Annotated in this window: 14 protein-coding genes; 5 read left to right on the top strand and 9 right to left on the bottom strand. The window is 43.6% G+C overall.

Annotated features, from left to right (window positions below; translation table 11 throughout):
* Window positions 1-103: 103 nt before the first annotated feature.
* Complete coding sequence (locus tag DSL64_RS22390) at window positions 104-1,597, bottom strand: capsule assembly Wzi family protein (protein ID WP_115833176.1); 1,494 nt, start codon at window positions 1,595-1,597, stop codon at window positions 104-106.
* 274 nt (window positions 1,598-1,871) lie between these two features.
* Here DSL64_RS22390 and DSL64_RS22395 point away from each other — a divergent pair, with 274 nt between their 5' ends.
* On the top strand, window positions 1,872-2,222 hold the full coding sequence (locus DSL64_RS22395; protein ID WP_115833220.1) for a cupin domain-containing protein: 351 nt from the start codon (window positions 1,872-1,874) through the stop codon (window positions 2,220-2,222).
* A 49-nt stretch (window positions 2,223-2,271) separates the two neighbouring features.
* On the opposite strand, the gene DSL64_RS22400 is transcribed toward DSL64_RS22395, so the two are convergent.
* Window positions 2,272-4,743 carry an ABC transporter permease gene (locus DSL64_RS22400; RefSeq protein WP_115833177.1) on the bottom strand — a complete coding sequence of 824 codons (2,472 nt, stop codon included), beginning with the start codon at window positions 4,741-4,743 and terminating at the stop codon, window positions 2,272-2,274.
* A 367-nt stretch (window positions 4,744-5,110) separates the two neighbouring features.
* Here DSL64_RS22400 and DSL64_RS22405 point away from each other — a divergent pair, with 367 nt between their 5' ends.
* Together DSL64_RS22405 and DSL64_RS22410 are read left to right on the top strand one after the other, a co-directional pair.
* Window positions 5,111-8,284, top strand: coding sequence for a SusC/RagA family TonB-linked outer membrane protein (locus DSL64_RS22405; RefSeq protein ID WP_115833178.1), 3,174 nt, complete (start codon window positions 5,111-5,113; stop codon window positions 8,282-8,284).
* Window positions 8,285-8,335: 51 nt separating this feature from the next.
* Window positions 8,336-9,610 (top strand): RagB/SusD family nutrient uptake outer membrane protein, encoded by a 1,275-nt coding sequence (locus tag DSL64_RS22410; RefSeq protein WP_115833179.1) that lies wholly within the window; start codon window positions 8,336-8,338, stop codon window positions 9,608-9,610.
* 66 nt (window positions 9,611-9,676) lie between these two features.
* On the opposite strand, the gene DSL64_RS22415 is transcribed toward DSL64_RS22410, so the two are convergent.
* A complete protein-coding gene (locus DSL64_RS22415) occupies window positions 9,677-10,063 on the bottom strand; it encodes a hypothetical protein (protein WP_115833221.1) in 387 nt (128 codons plus the stop codon).
* 61 nt (window positions 10,064-10,124) lie between these two features.
* On the bottom strand, window positions 10,125-10,538 hold the full coding sequence (locus tag DSL64_RS22420) for a hypothetical protein (RefSeq protein ID WP_115833180.1): 414 nt from the start codon (window positions 10,536-10,538) through the stop codon (window positions 10,125-10,127).
* Between the two features lie 319 nt (window positions 10,539-10,857).
* Between DSL64_RS22420 and DSL64_RS22425 the strand changes: the two genes are divergently transcribed.
* On the top strand, window positions 10,858-11,610 hold the full coding sequence (locus DSL64_RS22425) for a hypothetical protein (RefSeq protein ID WP_147300407.1): 753 nt from the start codon (window positions 10,858-10,860) through the stop codon (window positions 11,608-11,610).
* 45 nt (window positions 11,611-11,655) lie between these two features.
* Here the strand turns inward: DSL64_RS22425 and DSL64_RS22430 are convergent, their stop codons facing one another.
* Together DSL64_RS22430 and DSL64_RS22435 are read right to left on the bottom strand one after the other, a co-directional pair.
* Window positions 11,656-14,313 carry an ABC transporter permease gene (locus tag DSL64_RS22430; protein WP_229217186.1) on the bottom strand — a complete coding sequence of 886 codons (2,658 nt, stop codon included), beginning with the start codon at window positions 14,311-14,313 and terminating at the stop codon, window positions 11,656-11,658.
* A 13-nt stretch (window positions 14,314-14,326) separates the two neighbouring features.
* Entirely contained in the window at window positions 14,327-14,662 is a 336-nt protein-coding gene (locus tag DSL64_RS22435) for a PadR family transcriptional regulator (protein ID WP_115833182.1), read from the bottom strand.
* Window positions 14,663-14,903: 241 nt separating this feature from the next.
* Here DSL64_RS22435 and DSL64_RS22440 point away from each other — a divergent pair, with 241 nt between their 5' ends.
* Window positions 14,904-15,464 (top strand): hypothetical protein, encoded by a 561-nt coding sequence (locus DSL64_RS22440; RefSeq protein WP_115833183.1) that lies wholly within the window; start codon window positions 14,904-14,906, stop codon window positions 15,462-15,464.
* A gap of 62 nt (window positions 15,465-15,526) precedes the next feature.
* On the opposite strand, the gene DSL64_RS22445 is transcribed toward DSL64_RS22440, so the two are convergent.
* The 3 genes from DSL64_RS22445 to DSL64_RS22455 form a co-directional block, all read right to left on the bottom strand.
* Window positions 15,527-17,908, bottom strand: coding sequence for an ABC transporter permease (locus DSL64_RS22445; protein WP_115833184.1), 2,382 nt, complete (start codon window positions 17,906-17,908; stop codon window positions 15,527-15,529).
* A 114-nt stretch (window positions 17,909-18,022) separates the two neighbouring features.
* Window positions 18,023-20,431: an ABC transporter permease gene (locus DSL64_RS22450; protein WP_115833185.1), complete on the bottom strand. Its 2,409-nt coding sequence runs from the start codon at window positions 20,429-20,431 to the stop codon at window positions 18,023-18,025.
* 153 nt (window positions 20,432-20,584) lie between these two features.
* Window positions 20,585-23,041, bottom strand: coding sequence for an ABC transporter permease (locus DSL64_RS22455; protein WP_115833186.1), 2,457 nt, complete (start codon window positions 23,039-23,041; stop codon window positions 20,585-20,587).
* Window positions 23,042-23,080: the final 39 nt, after the last annotated feature.

Raw genomic sequence — 23,080 nt, forward strand, 5'->3', positions numbered from 1 at the left:
ACATACCCATTCAACAACACGCTGATTTAAAGCAAATTAAATACAACCAAACATAAATAATTGTCCGAAATTGAACAGTTTTGTTCAGGGATGAACAGAGCGGTTACCAGCCTTTTCTTATACCCAGATATCCACCGTAGGAATTCCTGAAAAGTTCTCCCTGATCAGCAGCGAGTTGAGCGGTTAGAGTAGTATTGTGGAAGTTCTTTAACTTCATCTGAGCCGAAAGCAACGCAGAAAACTGGTTTCGCGGAGGTGCGAAATCGGCGCCGGGAGTTCCGTAATTGCGACTTAAAGAAGTTCGCAAAGTAAGCAACAGTGACTCCCTATACGTTCCCTGCGCTCCAAGGTAAAACATATTGACCCGATTATTCGGAAAATATCTTGGTGAGGCAAATTTCAGTTGATCAATATCCGCAAGGGGCGTTATAAATGGTGTACCTATCGCTGCATCCTTATACGACCATCCCTGATAGTACTGACTGTGATTGAAGTAATTATCGGCTCCCTGGTATATACTTCCGGTAATATAAAACTCCGATCCGGATTGGTCTTTTGTTGTGAGCACTTCAGCAGTGAGGCGGGTGAGCCTAAAATCTCCTGATTGATTCTCCTGATTGAAAACCATATTCACTCCATACAACCCGTCAGGGAAATTCTGGAAGGCGAGACTGGACACGTCTTCATAAATGTGCTGATGGTAAATCAGAAGCCGGTTTCCATACATTTTCGTCTCTAGGGCAATATCATACGTCCCTAAATGATTACCTATTCTGTAACTGTCAAATGACGTAAACCCCCGTTTGGCGTACCAGTTTTTAGGCGTAAATCCGAGCACAACATACTTATAAAGACTCCATGAATCCGGCAACTGTCCGTTCTCTGCCATATCCGGCTGAGCTTTGAGATATTCCGAGTGCCCTGCCCACATAGCCTGATGATTAATTCCAAAATAGAATTTGGTCTTTGCCTGAGGCTTACCGAGCCGGAAATAGACATGTTTCTGATGTAGCCTCGCCGCATATATATAAGGCGGATTATTGATCCATCCATGCGAAAAAGCAGCATTGACTGCCAAAAACTTATTGAAAGCAAAAGGAACATAACCGATGGTACCAAGCTGTATTTTGGGGATGGGAACCGCATTTCCCGAACCAGCATAAAATCCCGAAGTAAGCGTTGAATCGCCCAAACCAATCACTTCCCTGCGACGACCGGCATAAAATTCCAAAAACCGGAAACGCACCTTAACATGTGCTTCCGGAAGAACGAAATTTAATTTGTTTACTTTATTGTAAGTCGCTACCGGATTTATCACAAATCCCCAATCAAAATTCTTCTTCTTTCCCTTCGCAGAATCGGCAACGGCGTAGTTGCGCCAAAGCCTGGCCTGAAGCAAAGTAGCAGGTGCATCTCTCGGAATCGCGCCATACTGATTACTTCTGATCCAAAACGGTGCAAACTCATCAGTAGCGTATATTCCTGCTGCCTCCACCTCTGCACCAATCCTGTATTTTGTCAGCGTTTGACCAAAAGCAGCAAGGCAAGTGAGATTCAGAAATAAAACAGACGCTATTACTACTCTGATAAACTGCATAAAGCCAATGAGAGAAAAGGGTATTTATTCAGGGAAAACATTGGAAACCATAAATGTAGGCGTTTGGGCTTAATAATAAACCCGTTCTTCGGTTAACGTTTTATTATGAGGTTGTCCCGTGCCCCGGTAGTACTTACGTGGCAAAGCCTTGTGCCGATTAAACCAGCGTAAAAATAATGGAAGCGGTAGTAGATCTACCCTGTTCTTTACAGACACGCTTTTACCAAAAATGTATTCACTAACTTACCGGCTCTTACAACAAAAACATTCAGCAATGCCATTTATTGATTACAATAGCCGTACGAAATTCAAAATATGGGATGGGATATACGGCTCTGTAGCACATTCCGACAAAGCTACTTATTGTCATTTTACTATTGAAGACGGAACAATATTGCCTGAGCACAGCCATGTACATGAACAATGGTGCCATGTAATTGAAGGGGAATTGGAGTTTGATATTGCCGGAGAAAAGTCGGTTTTGCGACCTGGCATGTCTGCGTTCATTCCCTCGTGGGCGCCTCATTCGGCGAGAGCGCTCACGGCCTGCAAGGTAATAGATTGCTTCACACCAGCACGGGAGGACTTTATAGAACTGGAAAGAAAAGCGGCGGCAGAAGAGTAATATTCATCACAGGCCGGATATATGAGCTGTCATATCCGGCCCGTATGTTTTATTCGCTTTTTAAACTTTTGACAGGATTCTGCAACGCCGCCCGTATACTTTGATAACTCACTGTTAAAAGAGCTATGAGAATGGCCGCTACACCTACTGCGACAAACATCCACCACTCCACAGAGGTACGATACCGGTAGTTTTGCAGCCACTGACTTACCGTATACCATGCCACAGGTACGGCAACAACGATAGCTACCAATACCAGTTTAAGAAAATCTTTGGACAAAATCAGCACCAGTTCCGGTACTGTTGCTCCCAGCACTTTTCGTATTCCAATTTCCTTCGTACGCTGTTCAGCAGTGAAAGCAGCAAGCGCAAACAAACCAAGGCAACCGATAAAGAGTGTAAGACCAGTAAATACGCCAAGAATCTGACTCATTTTTGCTTCGAGCTTATATAACCTGGCAAAGGATGCATCCAGGAAATCGTGCTCAAAAGGGACAGTCGGAACTGAATTTTTCCACAATTCCCCAGCTTTTGCTATCACCGTTTTTTCGTTACCGGGTCTTATTCGCACAGCCATGGACGAACCCCAGGTTTGGTATGTCTGTGAAGATTCGTGAAAAATGGCAGTAGGTTCTATCACTGCTTTGACAGATGACTCGTGAAAATCTTCCATCACGCCAATCACCTGAAAGCGCTGGTTTTCATTTCCCGGATATCGGAGCCATTTGCCAACCGGGTTATCCCAACCAATCGCTTTTACTGCCGTTTCATTTAAAATTATACTCGTTGAATCAGACTTCGAACCTGCATTAAAACCCCTCCCTTTCAGTAAACGAATACCGAGAGTAGGAATAAAGTGCTCATCGGTAAGATAAGAACCGATAGGAATACTATTAATGACAGGACGTTGCTGGTCTCCCTGCTGCGGTTCGTAAAAATCACCAAAACTACCTTGCGATGGTAAAAATGAAGTATAGGACGCACTTACTACTCCGGGGATCTGCATGAGTTGTTGCCGGTACACGTCCTTGCCCGAAGCATTACCCAAATGTCTTGCGTTATCAATAATCAGCACATTCTCACGATTCAGGCCAGGCGAGTAACTCCTTGCGTAGTGCAGTTGCCGATAGACCACGAAAGATCCGACCATCAGCAGAATGGATACTGCAAATTGAAACACCACCAGACCGCTGCGTACACCGGCATGAGTTCCGACTAAGGGTGCTCCTGCCATTTTTGAAATGTCAGCGGATCTGAATCTTGACAAATAAAGTGCAGGATATAATCCTCCTAAAAGACCAGTGAATAGTGGTAACAGCGCAATGATAGTAAGGATCGGGAAAGAAAAGAGGTAGGAAACATTGAGCTCCAAACCTGATAATTTATTGAATAATGGCAAAATGAGTACCACCAGAATTCCCGCCAGTAACACGGCAAATAAACTGAACATCATGGATTCGGTCAGAAACTGCGCAATGAGCATCCCCCTCTGAGAGCCTAATGCTCTTCGGATTCCTACTTCCTGCGTTCTTTTTACAGATCGGGCAGTCGATAAATTCATAAAGTTGACACATGCCAGCAAAAGAATAAGCCCACCTACGATGATAAATATCTTCACCTGCCCCTGATCTCCCAAAGTATCAAGTCTTGAAACCAGATTGCCCGAAGCAAGGTGTAAACCGGACAGGGGGAGAAGTTTTACATCCAGGCGATCGCCACCGGCCAATTGCTTTTCAAGATTTTGTCCTGCTCTTGCGTAAGCAGGAGTCGCAAATGTTCTGATCATTTGTGGAAACCTCATTTCCAATGTACTGATCATTCCTTCTGAAACGGGTGCCTTCAATTTCACCCAGGTATCCACCTGTAACCATATCCAACTCCAGGAAAACCTCTCCACCACCTGATAGTGTGCCATTGGCATTACAAAATTGAATTGTACCGTAGAAGATGACGGTAAATCCCTTACAATCCCGGTAATGTTGAAAAGGTTATCATTCACAGACAAAGTTTGTCCCAATGGTGAATCATTCCCGAAGTATTTCCGGGCCATTTCTTCTGTAATCACTATGGATTCCGGACTATCAAGTGCTGTTTTCACGTCTCCGGCGACCATTGGGAAACCAAACAGTTCGAGAAAAGAAGTGTCTGCTGCTATCGCCAATTGTTCATTAAACTGAACAGGGTCTTTACCTGTCACCTGCTTTCTGACCACAACCGTACCCAGATTAAAAGTGCGGGCAGCCATTTCCACCTCGGGATTATCTGCTACCAGTCTCGGCCCCAATGGCGGAGGTGTGTTGGTCGTATACGCTTCCTGCTCTCCTACTTTGATGTCAAAAGCAACTGCACAAATCCGGTTCGTATCCGGCAAAAACTGATCATAACTATACTCATGATAGACATACACAGCAATAAGCCATGTTGCCATAAGTCCCACTGCCAAACCGGCTACATTGATCAGTGAAAAGAATGTCTGCCTTTTAAAATTACGAAAGGCGATTTTGATGTGGTTCAATAGCATAGTCAGGTTCGGATAGGACTTTAAACACAAATATGGAAGAACAATCAAAAGTTCATCACTTACGTAAACTTAAAATGACATACCAGAAAAACAAACTACTGAATAACAATACATTAACAAAAACAAACATGTCCGATAATGAACATATGGGACTAAAATGAACAGCTATCTATTTTATCAATCTTACAGATAGCTACATCAGCATTATATTCTAATATTTTTTACATAAACCGTTAATAATTCTACAACAGATCAATATAACCAAACAATAATTCACCATAACTAAATAATTTATCCTTTCCTGATATGAATATTCTTACTGATTGAAGATATTTACTTTTCTCATACACACTTAAACCAAATACGTATGCAATCAACAATATACCGGGTATTTACAAATGCGCGCTGGATTCTCGTAGTGGCCATGATTTTTATGGCATCTGCGAGTACATGGGCCCAATCCTACACCATCAGCGGCAAGGTGAGCGATGCCTCCGGACAAGGTATTCCGGGTGTATCGGTTCAGATCAAAAATACTTCCCAGGGAAGTATCACAGACGTAGAAGGCGCTTACTTAATCTCTGTTACCAACCTTCAGCAGGGGGATTACACACTGGATTTTTCGGCAGTTGGCTTTAAAACTTCCTCTCAAAAAATTACGCTCGGCAACCAGACTGCCATTACCATAAATGCAAGTTTAGCAGATGAAGTGGCTGTTCTGGACGAAGTAGTGGTGACGGGCTCTACGATCAAATCCACCAGGAGACAGCTCGGAAACGCCATTAACTCCATAAGTGCTGCTGATTTGCAAAAATCAGGAACAGGAAATCTTTTCTCGGCACTGCAAGGAAAGGTACCCGGCGCCCAGATCACACAAAACTCAGGAGACCCCGCAGGAGGTATGACGATACGCCTCAGAGGTATCAAATCGCTGCAGGGAAACTCCGATCCTTTGTATGTAATCGATGGTGTAATCGTGAGTAATTCATCCGCCAATGTTTCTCAGTTTGCCCTCTCCGACCAGGTAGGACAAGCAACCGTCGGCACCAACCGTATGGCCGATATCAACCCTGCTGACATTGAATCGATGAGCATTATTAATGGTGCAGCGGCTGCGGCGCAATATGGCTCCCGGGCATCAAATGGTGTGGTATTGATTACAACCAAACGCGGAAAAACGGGCGCGCCACAGGTCAATTTCTCCACGAGTGTCAATGTAAGTGAGTTACGCAAAAAATTCTATATAAGCACCTATGGCAAACAATTTGGCTACCCTTCTCTGAGATTGGGCACAATAACGGGTCTTTCTGCTGCTCAGCTAGCCGCTAATCCGGGTGTAACTGTTACAAGAATCAACCGCGACGGCGTATTTGCTGATCTTTCCACAAACATGGTGGATGTCCAGCGGTACGATTATCAGGACAATATTTACAGAACAGGAATCGGCACTGACAATTCCGTGTCAGTCAGCGGTGGAACGGATAAAACGCAGTATTTCGCTTCACTTTCCTATTTAAAGAACCAGGGCATCGTGAAAGGTACCGACTTCCAGCGTTATGGATTGCGGGTAAGACTCGAACAGAGGCTGGCCAGCTGGGCAAAATTGTCAGCGGGAATCACCTACACCAACAGCTTTGCAAATGAGAAACCTAACGGAAACGTATTTTACAGCCCCGTTAACTCCATTAATATTACCAATAACATTTATGATATCACCCGCAGGGATGCTTCCGGCAATTTACTCGCTGTAGAACCTACCCGCGTAAACCCTTTGACCGTTATTGAGAAAATGCGCTTTACACAGGCTGTAAACCGCACGGTTAACGACTTGCAACTGAACCTGACTCCGTTCAAAGGTTTCAATATCGACTGGGTTTTCGGGATTGATGCTTTCTCTCAGCTGGGCAAAAACCTGATTCCTGCCTATCCCTATCAGTCTGTCGCCGGCCTACCTGCCGAACGCTTCCCGGATGGATTTGCAGCCAACGTAAACGCCAATACGTTTCTGTACAACAGCGATATCAACTTTTCTTACGAAACAGATCTTTCAAAGGATTTGAAACTCAATGTAATAGCGGGATTGAGCTACCAGAATAGCAAGACCGATCTGACTTATGGTAGCGGACAAAGACTGGCTCCATTCATTGAAACCGTAAGTGGAGCTACCAGCACTGTAAGATCCAGCTACAATTATGATCAGTTCGACCTTTTCGGCGTTTTTGCTCAGGCAACACTTGGTTACCGGAATCTGCTGTTTCTGACTGGTGCTGTACGTCGCGACCGGTCTTCCAAATTCTCTGAATCTGAGTCAAATCAAACATATCCAAAATTCAGTGCGAGTTTTATTCCTTCTGATCTGGAATTCTGGAAGGGCGGCAATATGGCCAATGTAGTAAATACTGCCAAAGTGAGATACTCATGGGGTCGCTCCGGAAACCTGACAGGAATTGGTTCTTATGATCGTTTCTGGCAATTCCAGCCTGTGCAGTTCCTGGGCAAAGGTACCATTCTACCAAGCGGAACTTTGGCTAACCCGAATGTAAAACCAGAGTTCATGACTGAAAATGAAGGCGGTATTGACCTGACTTTCCTGGAAAACAAATTATCTCTTGGACTGACTGCCTACAAACAAAAAATTACTGACCTCGTTGTCAATAAAGTATTGGCGCCCAGCGAAGGAGGTACAAGCAGTATCGACAATGTGGGAGAAATGCAGAACAAAGGTTTTGAGGTAAATCTGGGTTATACGGTCGTTCGTAACAAGGATTTCAACTGGGATTTCAACGTTATATACAGTCAGAACCGAAACAAAATTACACGCCTGGGCAGTCCGCTTTCTGCCCTGACGACTGTCACCGGCGCACCTTCCTATCTGATTGAAGGACAACCAGCCAGCGTATTCTATGGAACGTTCTTTGCCCGTAACAGCGATGGAAGCCTGTTTTTAACAGCTCAGGATTTACCTCAATCGCAAAAAGGCGTACAATCTGCCAGCGATCCACTTGCCTACACACCAGCCGAAACAGGAAGTAACGGCCAGTTCCTTACCAATACAATGGTACGTAAAATCATCGGAAATCCTAATCCCAAATGGACAGGATCTTTCGTAAGTAATCTGACGTATAAGAGCTTCGGATTCCGTTTTCTGATTGATGCAGTGCAAGGCGTAGAGGTATTTAATGCCGACAGACGTACCCGTCAGGGTGTCGGGATCGGCGATTACTCCGAAAAAGAGTTAAAAGGTGAATTGCCAAGAGGTTATGTCTACTCGATTTACAACACCGAAGAATGGCGTATCGATAACGGTTCATTTGTAAAGCTTCGCGAGGTTAGTCTGTCTTACACTTTACCTTCGATCATTAAAAACGTTCGGAACATCAACATTTCTCTGACCGGCAGAAACCTGCTGTCCATCGACAATTATGATGGCTACGACCCGGAAACCAATGCCGGAGGAAACAGTGACATGGTAAGGGGTATTGACTTTGGCAACGTGCCAATTCCGAGAAGTTATCAGCTAAAATTATCTGCAAGTTTCTGATCCGATGTGGATAAAACCACGCGGTTAAAGATCACTTAACTATTTGATTCTATGAAAAAGACACACATATATACAATACTTACTGCCACCATGCTGGCTTTTGCGTCCTGCGAGCAAAAGGAGTATCTCAACCCAAGCTCAACAACAGAGGGGCAGGTCATTAACGATGTTACCGGACTCATCACCCTCGCCAACGGACTGCAGTTCAGATATTCTATGAGCGGCGGGCTCTATAATTTTATCTCTGCAAACGGACTCACAACCAAAGAGCTGGTGGTATTGAATGCAGGGAACACCGATCTCGACCTGCTCGGCAAAGGCTCCGGCAACGTGCAGGGCAACAATGCGACCATCACCACACTCTGGGCGCAATGCCACCTTACCAAATCCAATGCCGATATCGTTCTTAACAATCTGGATAAAGCAACAGATCCTGCATTTAGGAGCGGCCTGGTTGCTTATGCTTCAATCTTTAAAGCACTGGCATTGGGCACCATCGCGGAGTTTTGGCAACAGGCGCCGATTAAGACAGGAAAAAACATAGCATTTAATTCCAGAGAAGATGTACTAAAAGAGGCGGTTACTCTCCTGGAAACAGCCTCCGCAGCTGTGCTGGCTACTCCTCCATCTGCTGATTTTACACGACAGGTTGTCAATAGTGTCGATCTGGCCAACACCTCTCAGGCACTTATTGCACGCTACAGTCTGATGCTCGGAGAATATGACAAAGCTCTTGCCGCAGCCAACAAGGTGGATCTGACCAAGAAATCAGCCTTCAATTTTGACGATGTAAGCCAGAATCCAATCTTCTTTCTTTCATTCGGAAACCGGAACGTGACCGAACCTGTCAATACTTCTCTTGGCCTTCCTGATGCGCTTAAACCAGCTACAGGCGATAAAAGAATCAGTTTTTATACACAGACGGCTACGCCTTCCAGAAATTTAGGAACGGGGTTTTTCACAGCCAACAATGCAGCGGTGCCTGTATACCTTCCCGGGGAGATCACGCTTATAAAGGCGGAAATACTGGCACGACAGAGCAAACTGACGGAAGCCATCGCCGAACTGGATAAGGTATTAACCAAAACGACGGATGTATGGGGTTTGGGAGCAGGTCTTCCTGCTTACTCCGGTGCTACTGATGCAGCTTCGGTTCTGACAGAAATCTATAGAAACCGCTGTATTGAGCTTTTCATGTCGGGATTAAAACTGGAAGATTCGAGACGCTTCGGCAGGCCGGATACAGAGCGTAACCGCAACTGGTATCCCTACCCGACTACCGAACGACAAAACAATACCAGCACTCCGGCAGATCCTGCCAACTAAAAAGAAAGCCCCGCCACAAATTCATCAAACTTGTAGGCGGGGCTTATTTTTCATGGCTTAGTTATATTATCCTCTTCGTTTCCAGTTGTCCTGAGGAAAACCCTTCTGCGTTCTTTCATAAACGAGTAATCGTTGTTGCTGCTTGGGAGTGAGCACTGCCATAATCTCATGCTGCTTTTGCACCTCCCACGCTCTTCTTTGCTGCATGCTTACAGGACGTCTGTTTCCGACAGCCAGACGATCATACTTATTTTCGATTTTCTTAATCTTATTCTGCTGCTTGCGCGTCAGATTTACAATTCGATCCAGCTTGTTAATCTCATATTCTTCCCGGGCATTATCAACTCTCTGATGATTGTAACTGCGGTCATTCGGAAAATTTCCTCTTTGCGCAAAACCATTTCCGATGGTAAGAATGGCAACTGCTGCGATGGCTATGATGGTCTTTTTCATGGTTTCTGATAATTTAAAGTGATTAATGAATGGTTTCATGGCTTACTCAACTACTTCAATATTAACCTCTGCTGTTGGGACGGTTACGAACATTAACTCTGTTTTTACTATTGTCTTTAACCGCGTATTGATAAGAATTTAACTTTTTCAATTGAGCAGAACTCAGCACCTCCAGAATATCGTGGCGCTCCTGTTCATCCAGGCGGTTAACGCTTGCCCAGGTTTGTGATTTCTTAGCGTTTTTCGATACTCTTGCGTAGTAATCCTTAATCTTTGCAATTTCCTTTTCCTGATTTCTGGTCAAAGACACGATACGATCCAGCTCTCTCAATTCCATGTCGGTCACATTTGTAGTTGTCCGGCTGCTTGTTACGTACACAGGACCGTCGTGTCCGTTCGATTTATATGCCTGAGAAAAGCTGTTAGTAACAGTAAAAACGGCTAATGCTGCGATGGCTATGATGCTCTTTTTCATGGTTTCTAAAATTTAAATTTGTTTGTTAATGATGGTTAGAGGGGATTTTAAGAGTGCAGTTTAATCACTGGATTGTACAATCTACCAATAAGCTGTAAGGGTAGATGAATCGCAGATATTTACCGATAAAATAGGAATAGAGTATATCAGACTCTGACCATGCTATCAAAAAGATGTAGGTATAGCCATAAGTCTGTTGCGAACGGACGGTTGTTTTCTGAGAAAAACTTCTGGTTTAAAAGTCGTTTCTTTAAATTTGCAGATGTATACCAGAATAAACGTAAACCACGTTCTGAATAAGAAATAAACAAACTCGCCTGTGAAAGTTACATTTACAAAAAAAATACGTCGTATCTCCACTGTAGTATCGGGATTAGCCCTGGGTGCTATGCTGATGTTTCAGAGCTGCAATAAAGACTCCGGAACAGACCCTATCTCTCCGTACAATTATTATCCCCTGGAAATCGGACAGTTTCAGATTTATCAGGTAAATGAGGAAGTCTATTCTGCAGGGAATGCCAATCCGGTATTGAAAGCATGGCAGGAAAGAGATGAAGTGACAAGTGTGAGTCAGGACTCCGCGGGAACAAAAGTTTTCATCGTTTCTAGATACACGAGAAATACTGCTGCACAATCGTGGCAGAAAACAAAAGAATACAGTGTTCGTCACGATCCCGACAAAGTGATTGTCAATCTGGACAATGAAGTGCTGATGCCACTGGTTTTCCCATATAGTCCGCAGGTAACATGGGATGGCTATCGTTATTTCAAAGTAGAAGATACCGATCCCCGTCATAACACGTTGCATAAATATGAAAATATCAATCAGGCACTTGCAATCGATAATCTCAATTTCGATAAAACGATTAAAGTCTCTGAAAGAGCAGACACAGCAGGAATTGTGCAGTTTAGGCTTGGATACAAGGAGTATGCTGCTAATGTGGGTTTGATTGTAGATGAGCAAACCAACTTTGATTACCTGCAGGAAAACGGAGAATTTGTCGGTTACCGTATCATAGGATCAGGAACCCGACGAGTACGTAAAATCATAGAGTACGGTATTGCTCAATAATATAAACGACCGGCAGACCTTTCAACTCTGCCGGCTGTTTTCCTTTTATTCACTTCTTAACGCTTTTACGGGATTCATTAAAGCGGCTTTCACACTCTGGAAACTGATAGTAATGAGAGCAATAAAAATCACAACAATTCCTGTAACTGCAAACATCCACCAGCTGATACTGATCCGGTAAGTAAAATCCTGCAGCCACTGGCTCATCCCGTACCAGGCAACAGGTGATGCAATCACCAAAGCAATCACGACCAGTTTTACAAAATCGATCGAGAAAAGTCCGAAAATATTGAATGCTGTGGCGCCAATCGCTTTACGTATTCCCATTTCCTTTGTACGGGATTCAACCATAAATGCAACCACACCATACAGTCCCAGGCATCCTATAAAAACAGCTATACCTGCCAGTATTCTGAACAATGAAAACAGTTTTTCTTCCTTCGAATAATAACTATTCAGCGTTTCGTCGTAGAAAGTATATTTGAACAGATAGTCAGGATAAACGGATGACCAAACTTTTTCAATTCTGCTCAACAGGTTCTTATCTGAATGGGCAGATAATTTGATACCCATTTTAGAATAATTCCCTTTCAAAGTCGTCATCACGCATGGAATAATTTCGCGGTGCAAACTGTAGGTATTAAAGTTTTTTATCACTCCTACGATAGGGAACTTGTAATCCGATCCGCCAATAGCCATTCTTTTTCCAATGATTTCTTGCGGCCTTTTCATTCCCATGGCCTTCACGAATGCCTCGTTCACTACATACTCTCTGATGGAATCGGATGGGAGGTACATTCTCCCGGCTGCCATTTCCATTCCATAAGTATGTACATAAGCGGTATCAGCCGGTCGCATGACAATCTCAAAGTTCAGGAACTCTGTATCATTTTCATACTTGAAACCCGTTTGCCAATTGCTCTGCGACATAGGAGTAAACTGGCTCTGGCTCATAGACCTGATACCTGTCTCAGATGCCAGTCTGGATTTCAGCGATTCCATTTTGGCGAAATCCGACTCAGGAATGGTAATGTTCACGATTTCATCTTTTTCAAAACCTAAATCCATGGTTTGGAAATACTGCATCTGATTGTAAGCAATCACAGTACCAATGAGAACCACCTGAGATATGGTAAACTGAAGAACGATCAGACTTCTGCGCAAATGAGCCTGCCCGCTCCCTCCCGTTTTTACTTTACCTTTTAAAGCCAGGATAGGCTGAAAACCAGACAACACCATAGCCGGGTAAAAACCTGCCAGAATGGTTGTGATCACAACAAGAGCAAACATAAAAGCCAAAACCACAGGATCAGATATAAACATAACGCCCTGAGCAGGAATATTTAAAACTGAGGCCACATACGGCAATGCAAGTTGAGACGCAATCAAAGCAAGTAAAACCGAAAGAACGGTGATAAAAGCTGTTTCGGAGAAGTATTGCCGCAGCAGCTGAAAACGCGTACTACCCAAAACTTTCCTGACGCCCACTTCACGGGACCGCCGTATAGCCTGGGCCGTCGCCAGATTTACAAAATTGACACAAGCTGCAATTAGTATAAAACTACCGACGAGTACCATAGTCCAGATCATCCCCTTGCTGATGGTACGTCCGGCATAGTTGCTTGTTCTGTTATCGAAATGAATATCATTAACTGCCTGAAGTATAAAACTAGTTTCTGCAGCAGCTTTGGCATCATAATATTTTTTGTTAAAACCAGTCAGCTGTTTTTCAAAATCAGCCTGGTTCATTGACTGCGGCAGTTTGACATACATTTGTCCGCCTCCATAAGATGAAGCCCAATCGTCCCAGTTCGTATAGGCACCATAATCTTTGAGAGAAGAGAACGAAATCAGGGTCGTAAAGGGAAAATTAGTCGTTGCAGGAGGGTCAGCAATTAATCCGCTGACCACAAAATCTTTCTGATTGTTAATTCTGATAGTTTTACCCATTGGGTCTGCTTTCCCGAAATACCGTTCTGCCTGCTTTTCCGATAAGACTACCGAACCGGGATTTGTCAGCGAGGCTTCCGGCGAACCCTTAATCCATTCATAATTCAACAACCTGAAATATTCAGGTCCCACAAATGCTATAGCATAATAGTCCTCGTCGAACTTTTTCTTGTTACCTTCTTGCTCAACTGTTACCAGTGTTCCTTTTAATGCGTAAGTACATGCAATCTGGTTTTTGAGAGCAGGGAAGTCATTTTTCAACGCATCCAGTACAGGCAGAGGTATTCCTGTAGCCAAACCTTTGTCACCGCGTTCCTTTGTATACCTTAAAAGCCTGTAAACCTGACCAATATCTTTGTGATGCGCATCGAAGCTGAGTTCATACCGCACCGTAAAAAACACCAGCACACAGCAAGCCAGCCCGAGCGTCAGACCGATTACGTTAATCAAAGTGTATGCTTTGTTATTCCTGAAATTCCGGATAGCGATTTTAAAATAGTTACGAATCATGTAATGGCTAATTATGGGTGATGACTGATATGTATTCTGCTTTCTTCTGATAAATTCGGGTTTGATATAACCAGGCATTTCTGACCAGTACATCCATTGGGCTTTTCTTTTGCCAAGGCGCTTTGCATTTTGGTCAAATGTTTCCTGCATATCGCCAAGAATGGATTCCAGCAAGTGAGGGGCAATCAGCCAGGTCAGGAAACGAACTGCGAACAGAGGTGGTTTTAAGTCCTGTTTTGTCATGAGACGATGGGGTTTAGTGCACTATCAGCTTGAAAGGATTCACCAATCTGCTCCAAAAACTTACTCTCACCTCCTGAATTTCCTGTAACGTACGATGTCCGTAAGCTGTCACAGTAAACAGACGTTTCCTTCTTCCGCCACGTTCGGCAGTAGGTTCGCCCAGGGTTGACTTTACCATTCCTTTATCTTCCAATCGCTGCAACGCCGAATGCACCTGATTCAGACGAACGTCGCGACCGGTTTGTTCTGTGATTTCGTTCATCAGCACTACTCCATAAGCCTGCCCTTCGTTGACAGCCACCGTGAGCAGAACGATTTCTTCAAACTCTCCCAGATAGGTTCGTTTCATAGGATGTTATTTTTTCCACTTTTGCTGATCAAATAGCGCGCCAGCGAATTAGTGAATAATAACAGTCTATAAATTAGATACTTACACGAAAATAAAGATAAATAACTGTTCAAAAATGAACACAAACGTTCGCTTTGGAACGGTGAACCGCAGCTCTTGTTTCATGTTGTTTCTGAGGGATGTACCTTACCGGCAAATCTCTATCTTTGTCAATTACTCATCTTCTAAGCATTGTCAGTATATGAAAAAATTGATCGCCGTTGTATTCCTATTTTTATCTCTTTCCGTTTCGGCTCAGGACAAAAGCGCGGCTGTTCAATTTTGGGAAATGCTTGAGAAACATTGTGGAAAATCGTTTGAAGGTAGCCTGACAAGCACACCTGCGAATGCAGATTTTGCTGGCAAAAAATTGGTGATGCATGTACGTTCCTGCGAGGACAAAACGATTCGCATTCCATTTTTTGTGGGCGAAGATAAATCCCGAACCTGGGTACTCACCTTAGAAAATGACCGGATTCAACTCAAACATGACCATCGCCATGCGGATGGAAGTGAAGACAAAGTAACGCAGTATGGTGGAAAAGCGACAAATTCGGGTTCAGCAGGGATTCAGGTTTTCCCCGCAGACCAGCAAACTGTTGATCTGCTCCCACAGGCAGCCACAAACGTATGGTGGATCACTTTGGATGAGGAATCGTTTTCTTACAATTTACGCAGAATGGGCTCTGATCGTCTTTTTACCGTCACTTTCGATTTGACCAAAACTGAGGAAAACCCTACAGCACCCTGGGGCTGGAAGTAGCGCATCAAAGGCACAAAGCTGGGGCTCTTTACACCCTGCTTTGTGCCCTGCACGCCTTATTTCTATTCACTCCTGAGCGATTTTACCGGATTCATCAGAGCAGCCCTTATACTCTGAAAACTTACAGTAGCAAAAGCGATTAAAGTCGAAAGTACTGCAGCAGCGGCAAAAATCCACCAGTGAATATCGGTACGGTAGGCAAAGTGTTGAAGCCATTTGTACATTCCATAATAAGCAATTGGCGAAGCGATCAGAAAGGCAATCATTACCAGTTTCAAAAAGTCCGCCGATAACAATCCGACTATACTTCCAACAGACGCGCCCATCACCTTACGAACTCCGATCTCCTTCGTTCTCTGCATAGTGCTGTAGGAAGCAAGCCCAAGCAGTCCCAGACAAGAAATGAAAATAGCCAGAATCGCAAAGTTTAAAAACAGGCTTTCAAATCGCTCTTCGCTGCGATACTGACGGTCAAAAAACTCATCCATAAAATAATAGTCGAAAGGACGTACCGGCATTATTTCTTTCCACTTGTCCTCAATTGCAGCAATGGTGTTCTTTAAATCTCCGCCGTCTATCTTCACCGAAACAAGCTCACCTCTGTTGGCATCCATACGCATAGTCAGCGGTTTTATATTTTCCTGCAGGGAACGATAGTGAAAATCCTTGATTACACCAATGATCGTCCCTTCTCTCCCCCATTGATTGAATTTTCTACCTATTGCTTCCTCTGGTTTGCTATAGCCAAAAAGCCTGGCCGTAGCTTCATTGATGATCATCGCCTGCGTGCTATCCGTACCAAAATCTCTGGAAAAGGAACGACCGGCTGCCAGTTTCAGGTTGTATTGACTAAGGTAATTGTAGTCTACAAAGTATAGATCCAGATTTGCTGCCTGCATATCACCTGCATGATTCTGAATGTTGGAATAGGCACTGGAATTCCCTCCACCCGGAACACTTGATGAAACAGTTGTAGATTTGATACCCGCAATGCCATTCAATGATTCCTTAAATGCCTTTTGTGCGGCATCTCCCTGGGTATCTATCACCAGCATCTGATCTTTACTAAAACCAAGATCCCGGTTTCGCATAAAATTCATTTGCGTAAACACTACAATTGTGGCAATAATCAGCGCTATCGAAATTCCGAATTGCAAAGTCACCAAACCTTTACGCAGTAATATTCCTCTCACACTTATTGTAAAGCGACCTTTCAGCACTACTACGGGTTCAAAAGACGACAACACGATGGCAGGGTAAGAACCTGCCAGCACACCGATCAGGATAGCCGCCATGAACATTCCCCCGACAAATGGCCATTCAGCGGCGATTCCTGTGCTGATAATTTTACCTGAAAGGGTATTAAATGCAGGAATAAACAGAGCAACCAAAATGACGGAAACTATAAATGCCAGTAGGCAAATAAGAACCGATTCCATAATAAACTGCCTTGCCAGCAAAGTGCGTGGCGCCCCAACTACCTTTCTTACACCTACCTCACGGGCTCTTTCAGCGGAGCGTGCCGTAGTAAGATTTACAAAATTGATACAGGCAATCAGTAAAATAAAAAGTGCAACTACCGAGAAAACGTATACGTTATTCATACTTCCCTTGTCGTCAGAAGCACGGTCCGAAAGCAGATGCACATCAGCAAATGGCTCCAGGAGTATAGTGTAATGCATTTTCATCTCTGCCATCAGTTTCCCCACATGCCGCTCCAGAAAAGCGGGAAACTTCTTTTCAAGTTGAGCAGGATTTACACCTGGCTTTAACAACAGATAACTGCTCGCTCCAAAATTCCCCCATTCACTGTCCAGATTTTTGTTAAAACGCTGAGTCAAAGTAGACATAGAAATGAACATATCGGCTTTGATCTGGGAATTTTCAGGAATGTTTTCCATTACCCCTGTAACAGTTGCCGGTAAGCCTTCTGATGACAAAAGAAGCGTTTGTCCGATCGGATCGCTGTCACCAAAATACTTCTTTGCCGCCTTTTCTGTAAAAACGACACTCAGTTGCTCTTTCAGTGCAGTAGCCGGATTACCTTTACGCAGCTTAAAATCAAATATCCTGAACAGGCTGGAATCTGCAAAAAGTGTATTATTTTCCTGAAACTTGATATCTCCTTTGCGAACCAGAAAGCTGCCTCCTCCTGTACGTGCATATGCTTCAATCTCGGGAAACTCCTGTTTGGCAAATGGCGCATATGTCCATGTTGTAATATCAGCCTTGATTGTTTCAGATGGAGTTTGCACATCTGTAACCATCCGGTAAATCCGATCCGCTTTGGAATGAAAGCGGTCATATGTCAGTTCAAAATTGACATAAAGGAATATCAGAAATCCGGCAGCCATCCCAACGGAAAGGCCAAGGATATTAATCAATGAGAAAACTTTATGCTTCCAAAGATTACGTACTGCAATTTTGAGATAGTTTTTTAGCATCGACTTAGAGTTATGGGCATGGGGGGAAGGACATGGGGATTGGGGCATGGGGCTCGGGGCAAAGGGCTCGGGGTTACGCGCACCCTATGCCCCATGCCCAAAACCCCATGCCCTCTACTCACTACGTAATGATTTTACGGGATTTACCATTGCGGCTTTGATACTTTGGAAACTGACTGTGACAATTGCAATGATGATTGCTACTGCTCCGACAGCTACAAAAATGAGCGGACTAATTTCTATGCGGTAGGAGTAGTTGTCCAGCCATTGCTGCATGAAATACCACGCAGCAGGTGAAGCAATCAAAATGGCAACAATAACCAGTTTTACAAAGTCCTTTGATAATGTATATACCAATTCAGGAATGCTTGCACCGAGCACTTTTCTTACCCCAATTTCTTTCGTTCGTTGTTCCATCACAATAAGCGCTATTGCAAACAAACCCAGACAGGAAAGAAATACCGCAACTCCGGCAGCCAGACTAAATACGCTGGACATGTGCTGCTCCTCCTTGTACCAGTTGTTGGTATTTTCATCCATAAACGATCCCTGGAAGTCCGACTCGGGTGTAATTTCCTTCCAGACTTTCTTAAGCTTATCCATTGAAGCCGCCAATGAGCCGGGAGCTACACGTACGAAAATATACGACGGCGTTTTCTCCAGATGAATCGTAATAGGTTTTTTATCACTTTTGGATGAATAAAGATAAAAGTCAGGAACAAGCCCGATAATCTGAATGTGGGCACCTGCACTGTCTGTCTGGAAAAACTTACCAACAGGATCAGCCTCTCCTATCATTTTAGCCATACTCTCGGTTATGACAACCCGGTCTGCAGAATCTGCCGGGTAAGACGGATCGAATTCACGACCTGCCAGCAATTTGATATTCAGCGTTTTGAAATAATCGTAATCTACTCCGAGCCAGTCAGTAGAAACTTCTTTCTCTTTGTAAGTAAAACCCGACACACTTCTTGATGAACTTCTGTCTTTGCCAATACCGAGATTAACACCCGACCCTGTTAAAGAAATAATTCCCGGATCGCTGGCCAGACTATTACGCATACGTTGGATAGCTATCTGTCCGTTCACCTTATTTCCTACCGGAATACTGATCACCTGTTCCTTTTCAAAACCCAGCGGCTGAGTACGAAGATGATCCACCTGGCGGATCGCGATAATTGAACAGCATATCAGCAAACAGGATAATGAAAACTGTGTGATAATAAGCGAGTTTCGCAGTATACCAGATTTCTTCATAGAAACCTTCCCTTTCAGCACTTCCACGACATTCATGCGGGACATCTGCCAGGCGGGATAACCTCCTGCGATCACTGTTACAACGATAAACAACACGAAAATAAGCGCCAGTTTGTCTGGCTGCAGCATGTAGTCCAATTTCAGTTTAGTCTGAAAAGTGGCGTTAAAGGTATTTAAAAACAGAACGATCAGTAATAACCCCACAACAAAACCAGCCAGACAAATTAAAGCTGCCTCTCCCCACACCTGAACAAAAAGTTGCTTTTTCAGTGCTCCCAGCGACTTTCTGACGCCTACCTCTCTGGAACGGATAAAAGCTCTTGCTACATTGAGGTTGATAAAGTTGATACACGCGATCAGTAAGATAAAAAAGGCAATTCCAATCAGTGCATATACCAGTGCGGCATTGGAACCACCAGACAAATCAACGTTGAAATGAACATTAGCAAGTTTCTGAAGTCGAATGGTGTAAATATCGCCCCGCTCGTCTGGCTGAGCTCCCTGTTTTTTCAATGCTTTGATATTCCCGGGAAAATACTTCTGCATAAATGGCGCCATCTTTTTTTCAACTGATTCTGCACTTGCACCGGGAATCAGCTTCACGAATATATTATGCGAATGGGAATCCCATTTGTCGTAATCTCCGGCATAATTCGGGGCATTCTCAACCCTTAGAAACGCGTCAAACTGGATGGAGGAATTATCCGGAAAATCACCCGCCACACCACTAACTATATATTGTTTCTTATGCTGATCAAGGCCAATCAACAATGCTTTCCCGATTGGGTCTTCCGTACCGAATACAGCCTTAGCCATGTCCTCCGAAATCACAATATTGCTACGATTACCGAGCGCGGAGGCAGCATTTCCCTTCACCAAAGGGAACGAGAATATGTTGAAAAACTCCGGATCGACATATTTGAACATTTTGTCAAAATATTTACCGTTGTACTCCACTACATCACCGCCGTTCACAACCCTGGTAACAGCTTCAATCTCCGAAAATTCCGTTTTCAATGCCGGTGTCAAAGGATAAGGCATGGAAGTCGAACGCTCTGGTTTTTCAGGTATATTTTCGAAAAAGTAGGTTTCAAAAATCCGGTCGCCATCTGCATGGAAAGAGTCGAATGTCAGCTGAAAGTACGCAACCAGAAGCAGGAATACGCTGATACAAAATGCCAGCGACAGACCGGCGATATTGATAAAGGCATACCCTTTATTTTTCCAGATGTTACGGAATGCAATTTTCAGATAGTTTTTAAACATGGCTGTTAGCTCTAAGCGTTTAGCTGTCAGCTTATAGCTCACAGCCGTAATGGTTGATAAATCACTTATTTTTAAATCCCTTCCAGGATATTTCTTTCGCTATTATATTTTGAAAGCCATCCTCGGCTAATGGCTATGTGCTAATAGCTGCCCCTATTCACTTCGCAACGACTTCACGGGGTTCATGATTGCAGCACGAATAGCTTGGGAACTTACAGTAACCAGAGCAATAATCACCGACAGAATACCTGCTATCAGGAACATCCACCATTCAATGGTGATTTTATAAGCAAAACCCTGCAACCATTTATTCATTACATACCAGGTGAGCGGTGTGGCAATAACAATCGCGATTACAACCAGTTTCATAAAGTCACCGGAAAGTAATCCTACGATATTACCAACAGAAGCACCAAGTACTTTTCTCACGCCTATTTCCTTCACTCTCTGCTGGGCGGCAAAAGTCGCAAGGCCAAACAATCCCAGACAAGAGATCAGTATAGAAATAACAGTGAATGCATTTACAATGCGGGAAGTGCGCGCATCAGCAGCATAGTTTTTTTGGAAATCCTCGTTTAAAAAGCTGTACGAAAAGGGTTCGTCGGGCACCAGAGACTTCCATTTGGTTTCTAAGAATGGAAGTACTTTTCCAACATCCGATGTGTTCACGTGTGCAACGATATAATTCAGATCGTTACCAAAATGAGGGAATAGTGCATAAGGCTCAATAGTTTGATGAAGATCAGCAAAATGAAAATCTTTAACCACACCAACAATTTCTATCTCCTGAAATACCCCTCCTCCTCTGTCAAAACTAATTTTTGAGCCAACAGCCTTCGTTAAAGGAATGTTAAACTTTTTAATAGTTGCTTCGTTCACAACCATTCTGAAATTTGTATCGCCCGGAAATTCAGCTGAAAGCATCCTTCCGGCCACCATTTCAAATTCCATTGTTTTCATAAAATCCGGCGCTACCCAGTTCGTTTTAATGATCGAACCTTCGTTCATGCTCTGACCGGAACGGTAGCCAGTCATATCGCTGGGATTTAATATTCCTGGATAATAAGACGTTCCTGATGCAGAAGCAATCTGATTATTTTGCAAAATTTCACTTCGGAGCGACGAATAGGCTTTTTTCGCCTGTTCACTTCTTAATGGAATTACAATCTGCTGGTCCTTGGTGAAACCCAATGGCCGGTCGCGCATGAAATTGATCTGTCCCTGAATAACCATCGTTGCGACAACAAGCCCGATGGAAATCACAAATTGAAATACAACAAGTCCGCGCCTTAAAGCAGTTGCAGAAACCGAATTCACAAACCTGCCTTTGATGACATCAAGCGGATTGAAAACTGACAAATAAAACGCAGGATAGCTCCCTGACAATAAACCTGTCAAGACAGCTAACAAAATAAACGCAACAATTATTTCCGGTTTAAAAAAATTAGAAACCAGTAAAGTTTTATCAGATAACTGATTAAACAACGGCAAAAACAAAACCACAGAAACCAACGCTAAAATGAGTGCAAGTAACGTCAGCACCATTGATTCACCCAAAAACTGACCTATTAATCCTCCCTTACCTGCTCCCATTACTTTTCTCATCCCAACTTCTGCGGCTCGCTTCGCCGATCGTGCTGTCGACAGATTCATGAAATTAATGCAAGCTATTAACAGCGTAAAAATGGCAATCGAAGCCAGCACATACAAATACGTAGCACTTGTAGTAGGTGTGATAATGTCCGTTACTTTATTAAACAAGTGAATATCCGTCACCGGAAGTAAACTCATGTGTTTGGCGTAACCGGCAGCTTTGATGTCCTTGCCCGCGTACTTAGCCACAAACGCGGGCAGTTTTTCGTTAAATTTTCTGAAATCCGTACCAGGTTTTACACGTATGTAGGTGTAAAACATGTTGTTATTGGTAAAATCCAGGTTACCCTGTTTCAGATAATCCCCCACCCAGCCAGACATCATTGGCACAAAGTACCTGGCGTCAAAATGGGAACGGGCGCTTTCATCTTTGTATACACCTGTAACAATAAAATTCTCTCCATTCCCATCGGTACCGCCTATATTGATCGTTTTGTTTATGGCAGAAGTATTTCCGAAAAGCTTTTTTGCCACATCTTCAGAAAGCACGACAGACCGGGGATCTTTCAAAGCAGAATTACGGTCTCCTTCAATAAACTGGTAAGAAAACATATCAAAAAAAGTGGAATCCACATGGCAGCCTTTTGTTTCAAAGACTGACTTCACAGTTTTGCCGGAATCCACCACTTTAAGCAGCGTTTTGTTTTCTAGAAAATTAACCCACGCTCTGGTTACCTGAACAACTTCGGGAAACTCCTGCTTCAAAGCTCCCGCATAGGGAGCCGGAGCACGCGGATTATCCATTTTCTCGCCATTAAACCTTACATTTTCACTACGTACAAGGTACAGTTCGTTGGCATGTTCCTGATGTTTATCAAAAGAAACCTCACTCAAAATGTAAAGTAACAGCAACATACAACAGGTCATCCCGACAGACAGCCCAAATATATTGATAAAGGAAAACAACTTACTTTTCAGCAAATTTCTCCAGGCAATTTTAAGATAGTTTTTGATCATGGCTTTGAAGGATGCGCTCAGGCGTGGAGCTCTTATCTG

It is taken from the genome of Dyadobacter luteus (assembly GCF_003383615.1).
Classification (GTDB): domain Bacteria; phylum Bacteroidota; class Bacteroidia; order Cytophagales; family Spirosomataceae; genus Dyadobacter; species Dyadobacter luteus.

What these genes read in the sequence shown, in the direction of transcription:
- DSL64_RS22390 (WP_115833176.1), bottom strand. Translation starts at nt 1,597, where the DNA reads ATGCAGTTTATCAGAGTAGTAATAGCGTCTGTTTTATTTCTGAATCTC.
- DSL64_RS22395 (WP_115833220.1), top strand. Translation starts at nt 1,872, where the DNA reads ATGCCATTTATTGATTACAATAGCCGTACGAAATTCAAAATATGGGAT.
- DSL64_RS22400 (WP_115833177.1), bottom strand. Translation starts at nt 4,743, where the DNA reads ATGCTATTGAACCACATCAAAATCGCCTTTCGTAATTTTAAAAGGCAG.
- DSL64_RS22405 (WP_115833178.1), top strand. Translation starts at nt 5,111, where the DNA reads ATGCAATCAACAATATACCGGGTATTTACAAATGCGCGCTGGATTCTC.
- DSL64_RS22410 (WP_115833179.1), top strand. Translation starts at nt 8,336, where the DNA reads ATGAAAAAGACACACATATATACAATACTTACTGCCACCATGCTGGCT.
- DSL64_RS22415 (WP_115833221.1), bottom strand. Translation starts at nt 10,063, where the DNA reads ATGAAAAAGACCATCATAGCCATCGCAGCAGTTGCCATTCTTACCATC.
- DSL64_RS22420 (WP_115833180.1), bottom strand. Translation starts at nt 10,538, where the DNA reads ATGAAAAAGAGCATCATAGCCATCGCAGCATTAGCCGTTTTTACTGTT.
- DSL64_RS22430 (WP_229217186.1), bottom strand. Translation starts at nt 14,313, where the DNA reads ATGACAAAACAGGACTTAAAACCACCTCTGTTCGCAGTTCGTTTCCTG.
- DSL64_RS22435 (WP_115833182.1), bottom strand. Translation starts at nt 14,662, where the DNA reads ATGAAACGAACCTATCTGGGAGAGTTTGAAGAAATCGTTCTGCTCACG.
- DSL64_RS22440 (WP_115833183.1), top strand. Translation starts at nt 14,904, where the DNA reads ATGAAAAAATTGATCGCCGTTGTATTCCTATTTTTATCTCTTTCCGTT.
- DSL64_RS22445 (WP_115833184.1), bottom strand. Translation starts at nt 17,908, where the DNA reads ATGCTAAAAAACTATCTCAAAATTGCAGTACGTAATCTTTGGAAGCAT.
- DSL64_RS22450 (WP_115833185.1), bottom strand. Translation starts at nt 20,431, where the DNA reads ATGTTTAAAAACTATCTGAAAATTGCATTCCGTAACATCTGGAAAAAT.
- DSL64_RS22455 (WP_115833186.1), bottom strand. Translation starts at nt 23,041, where the DNA reads ATGATCAAAAACTATCTTAAAATTGCCTGGAGAAATTTGCTGAAAAGT.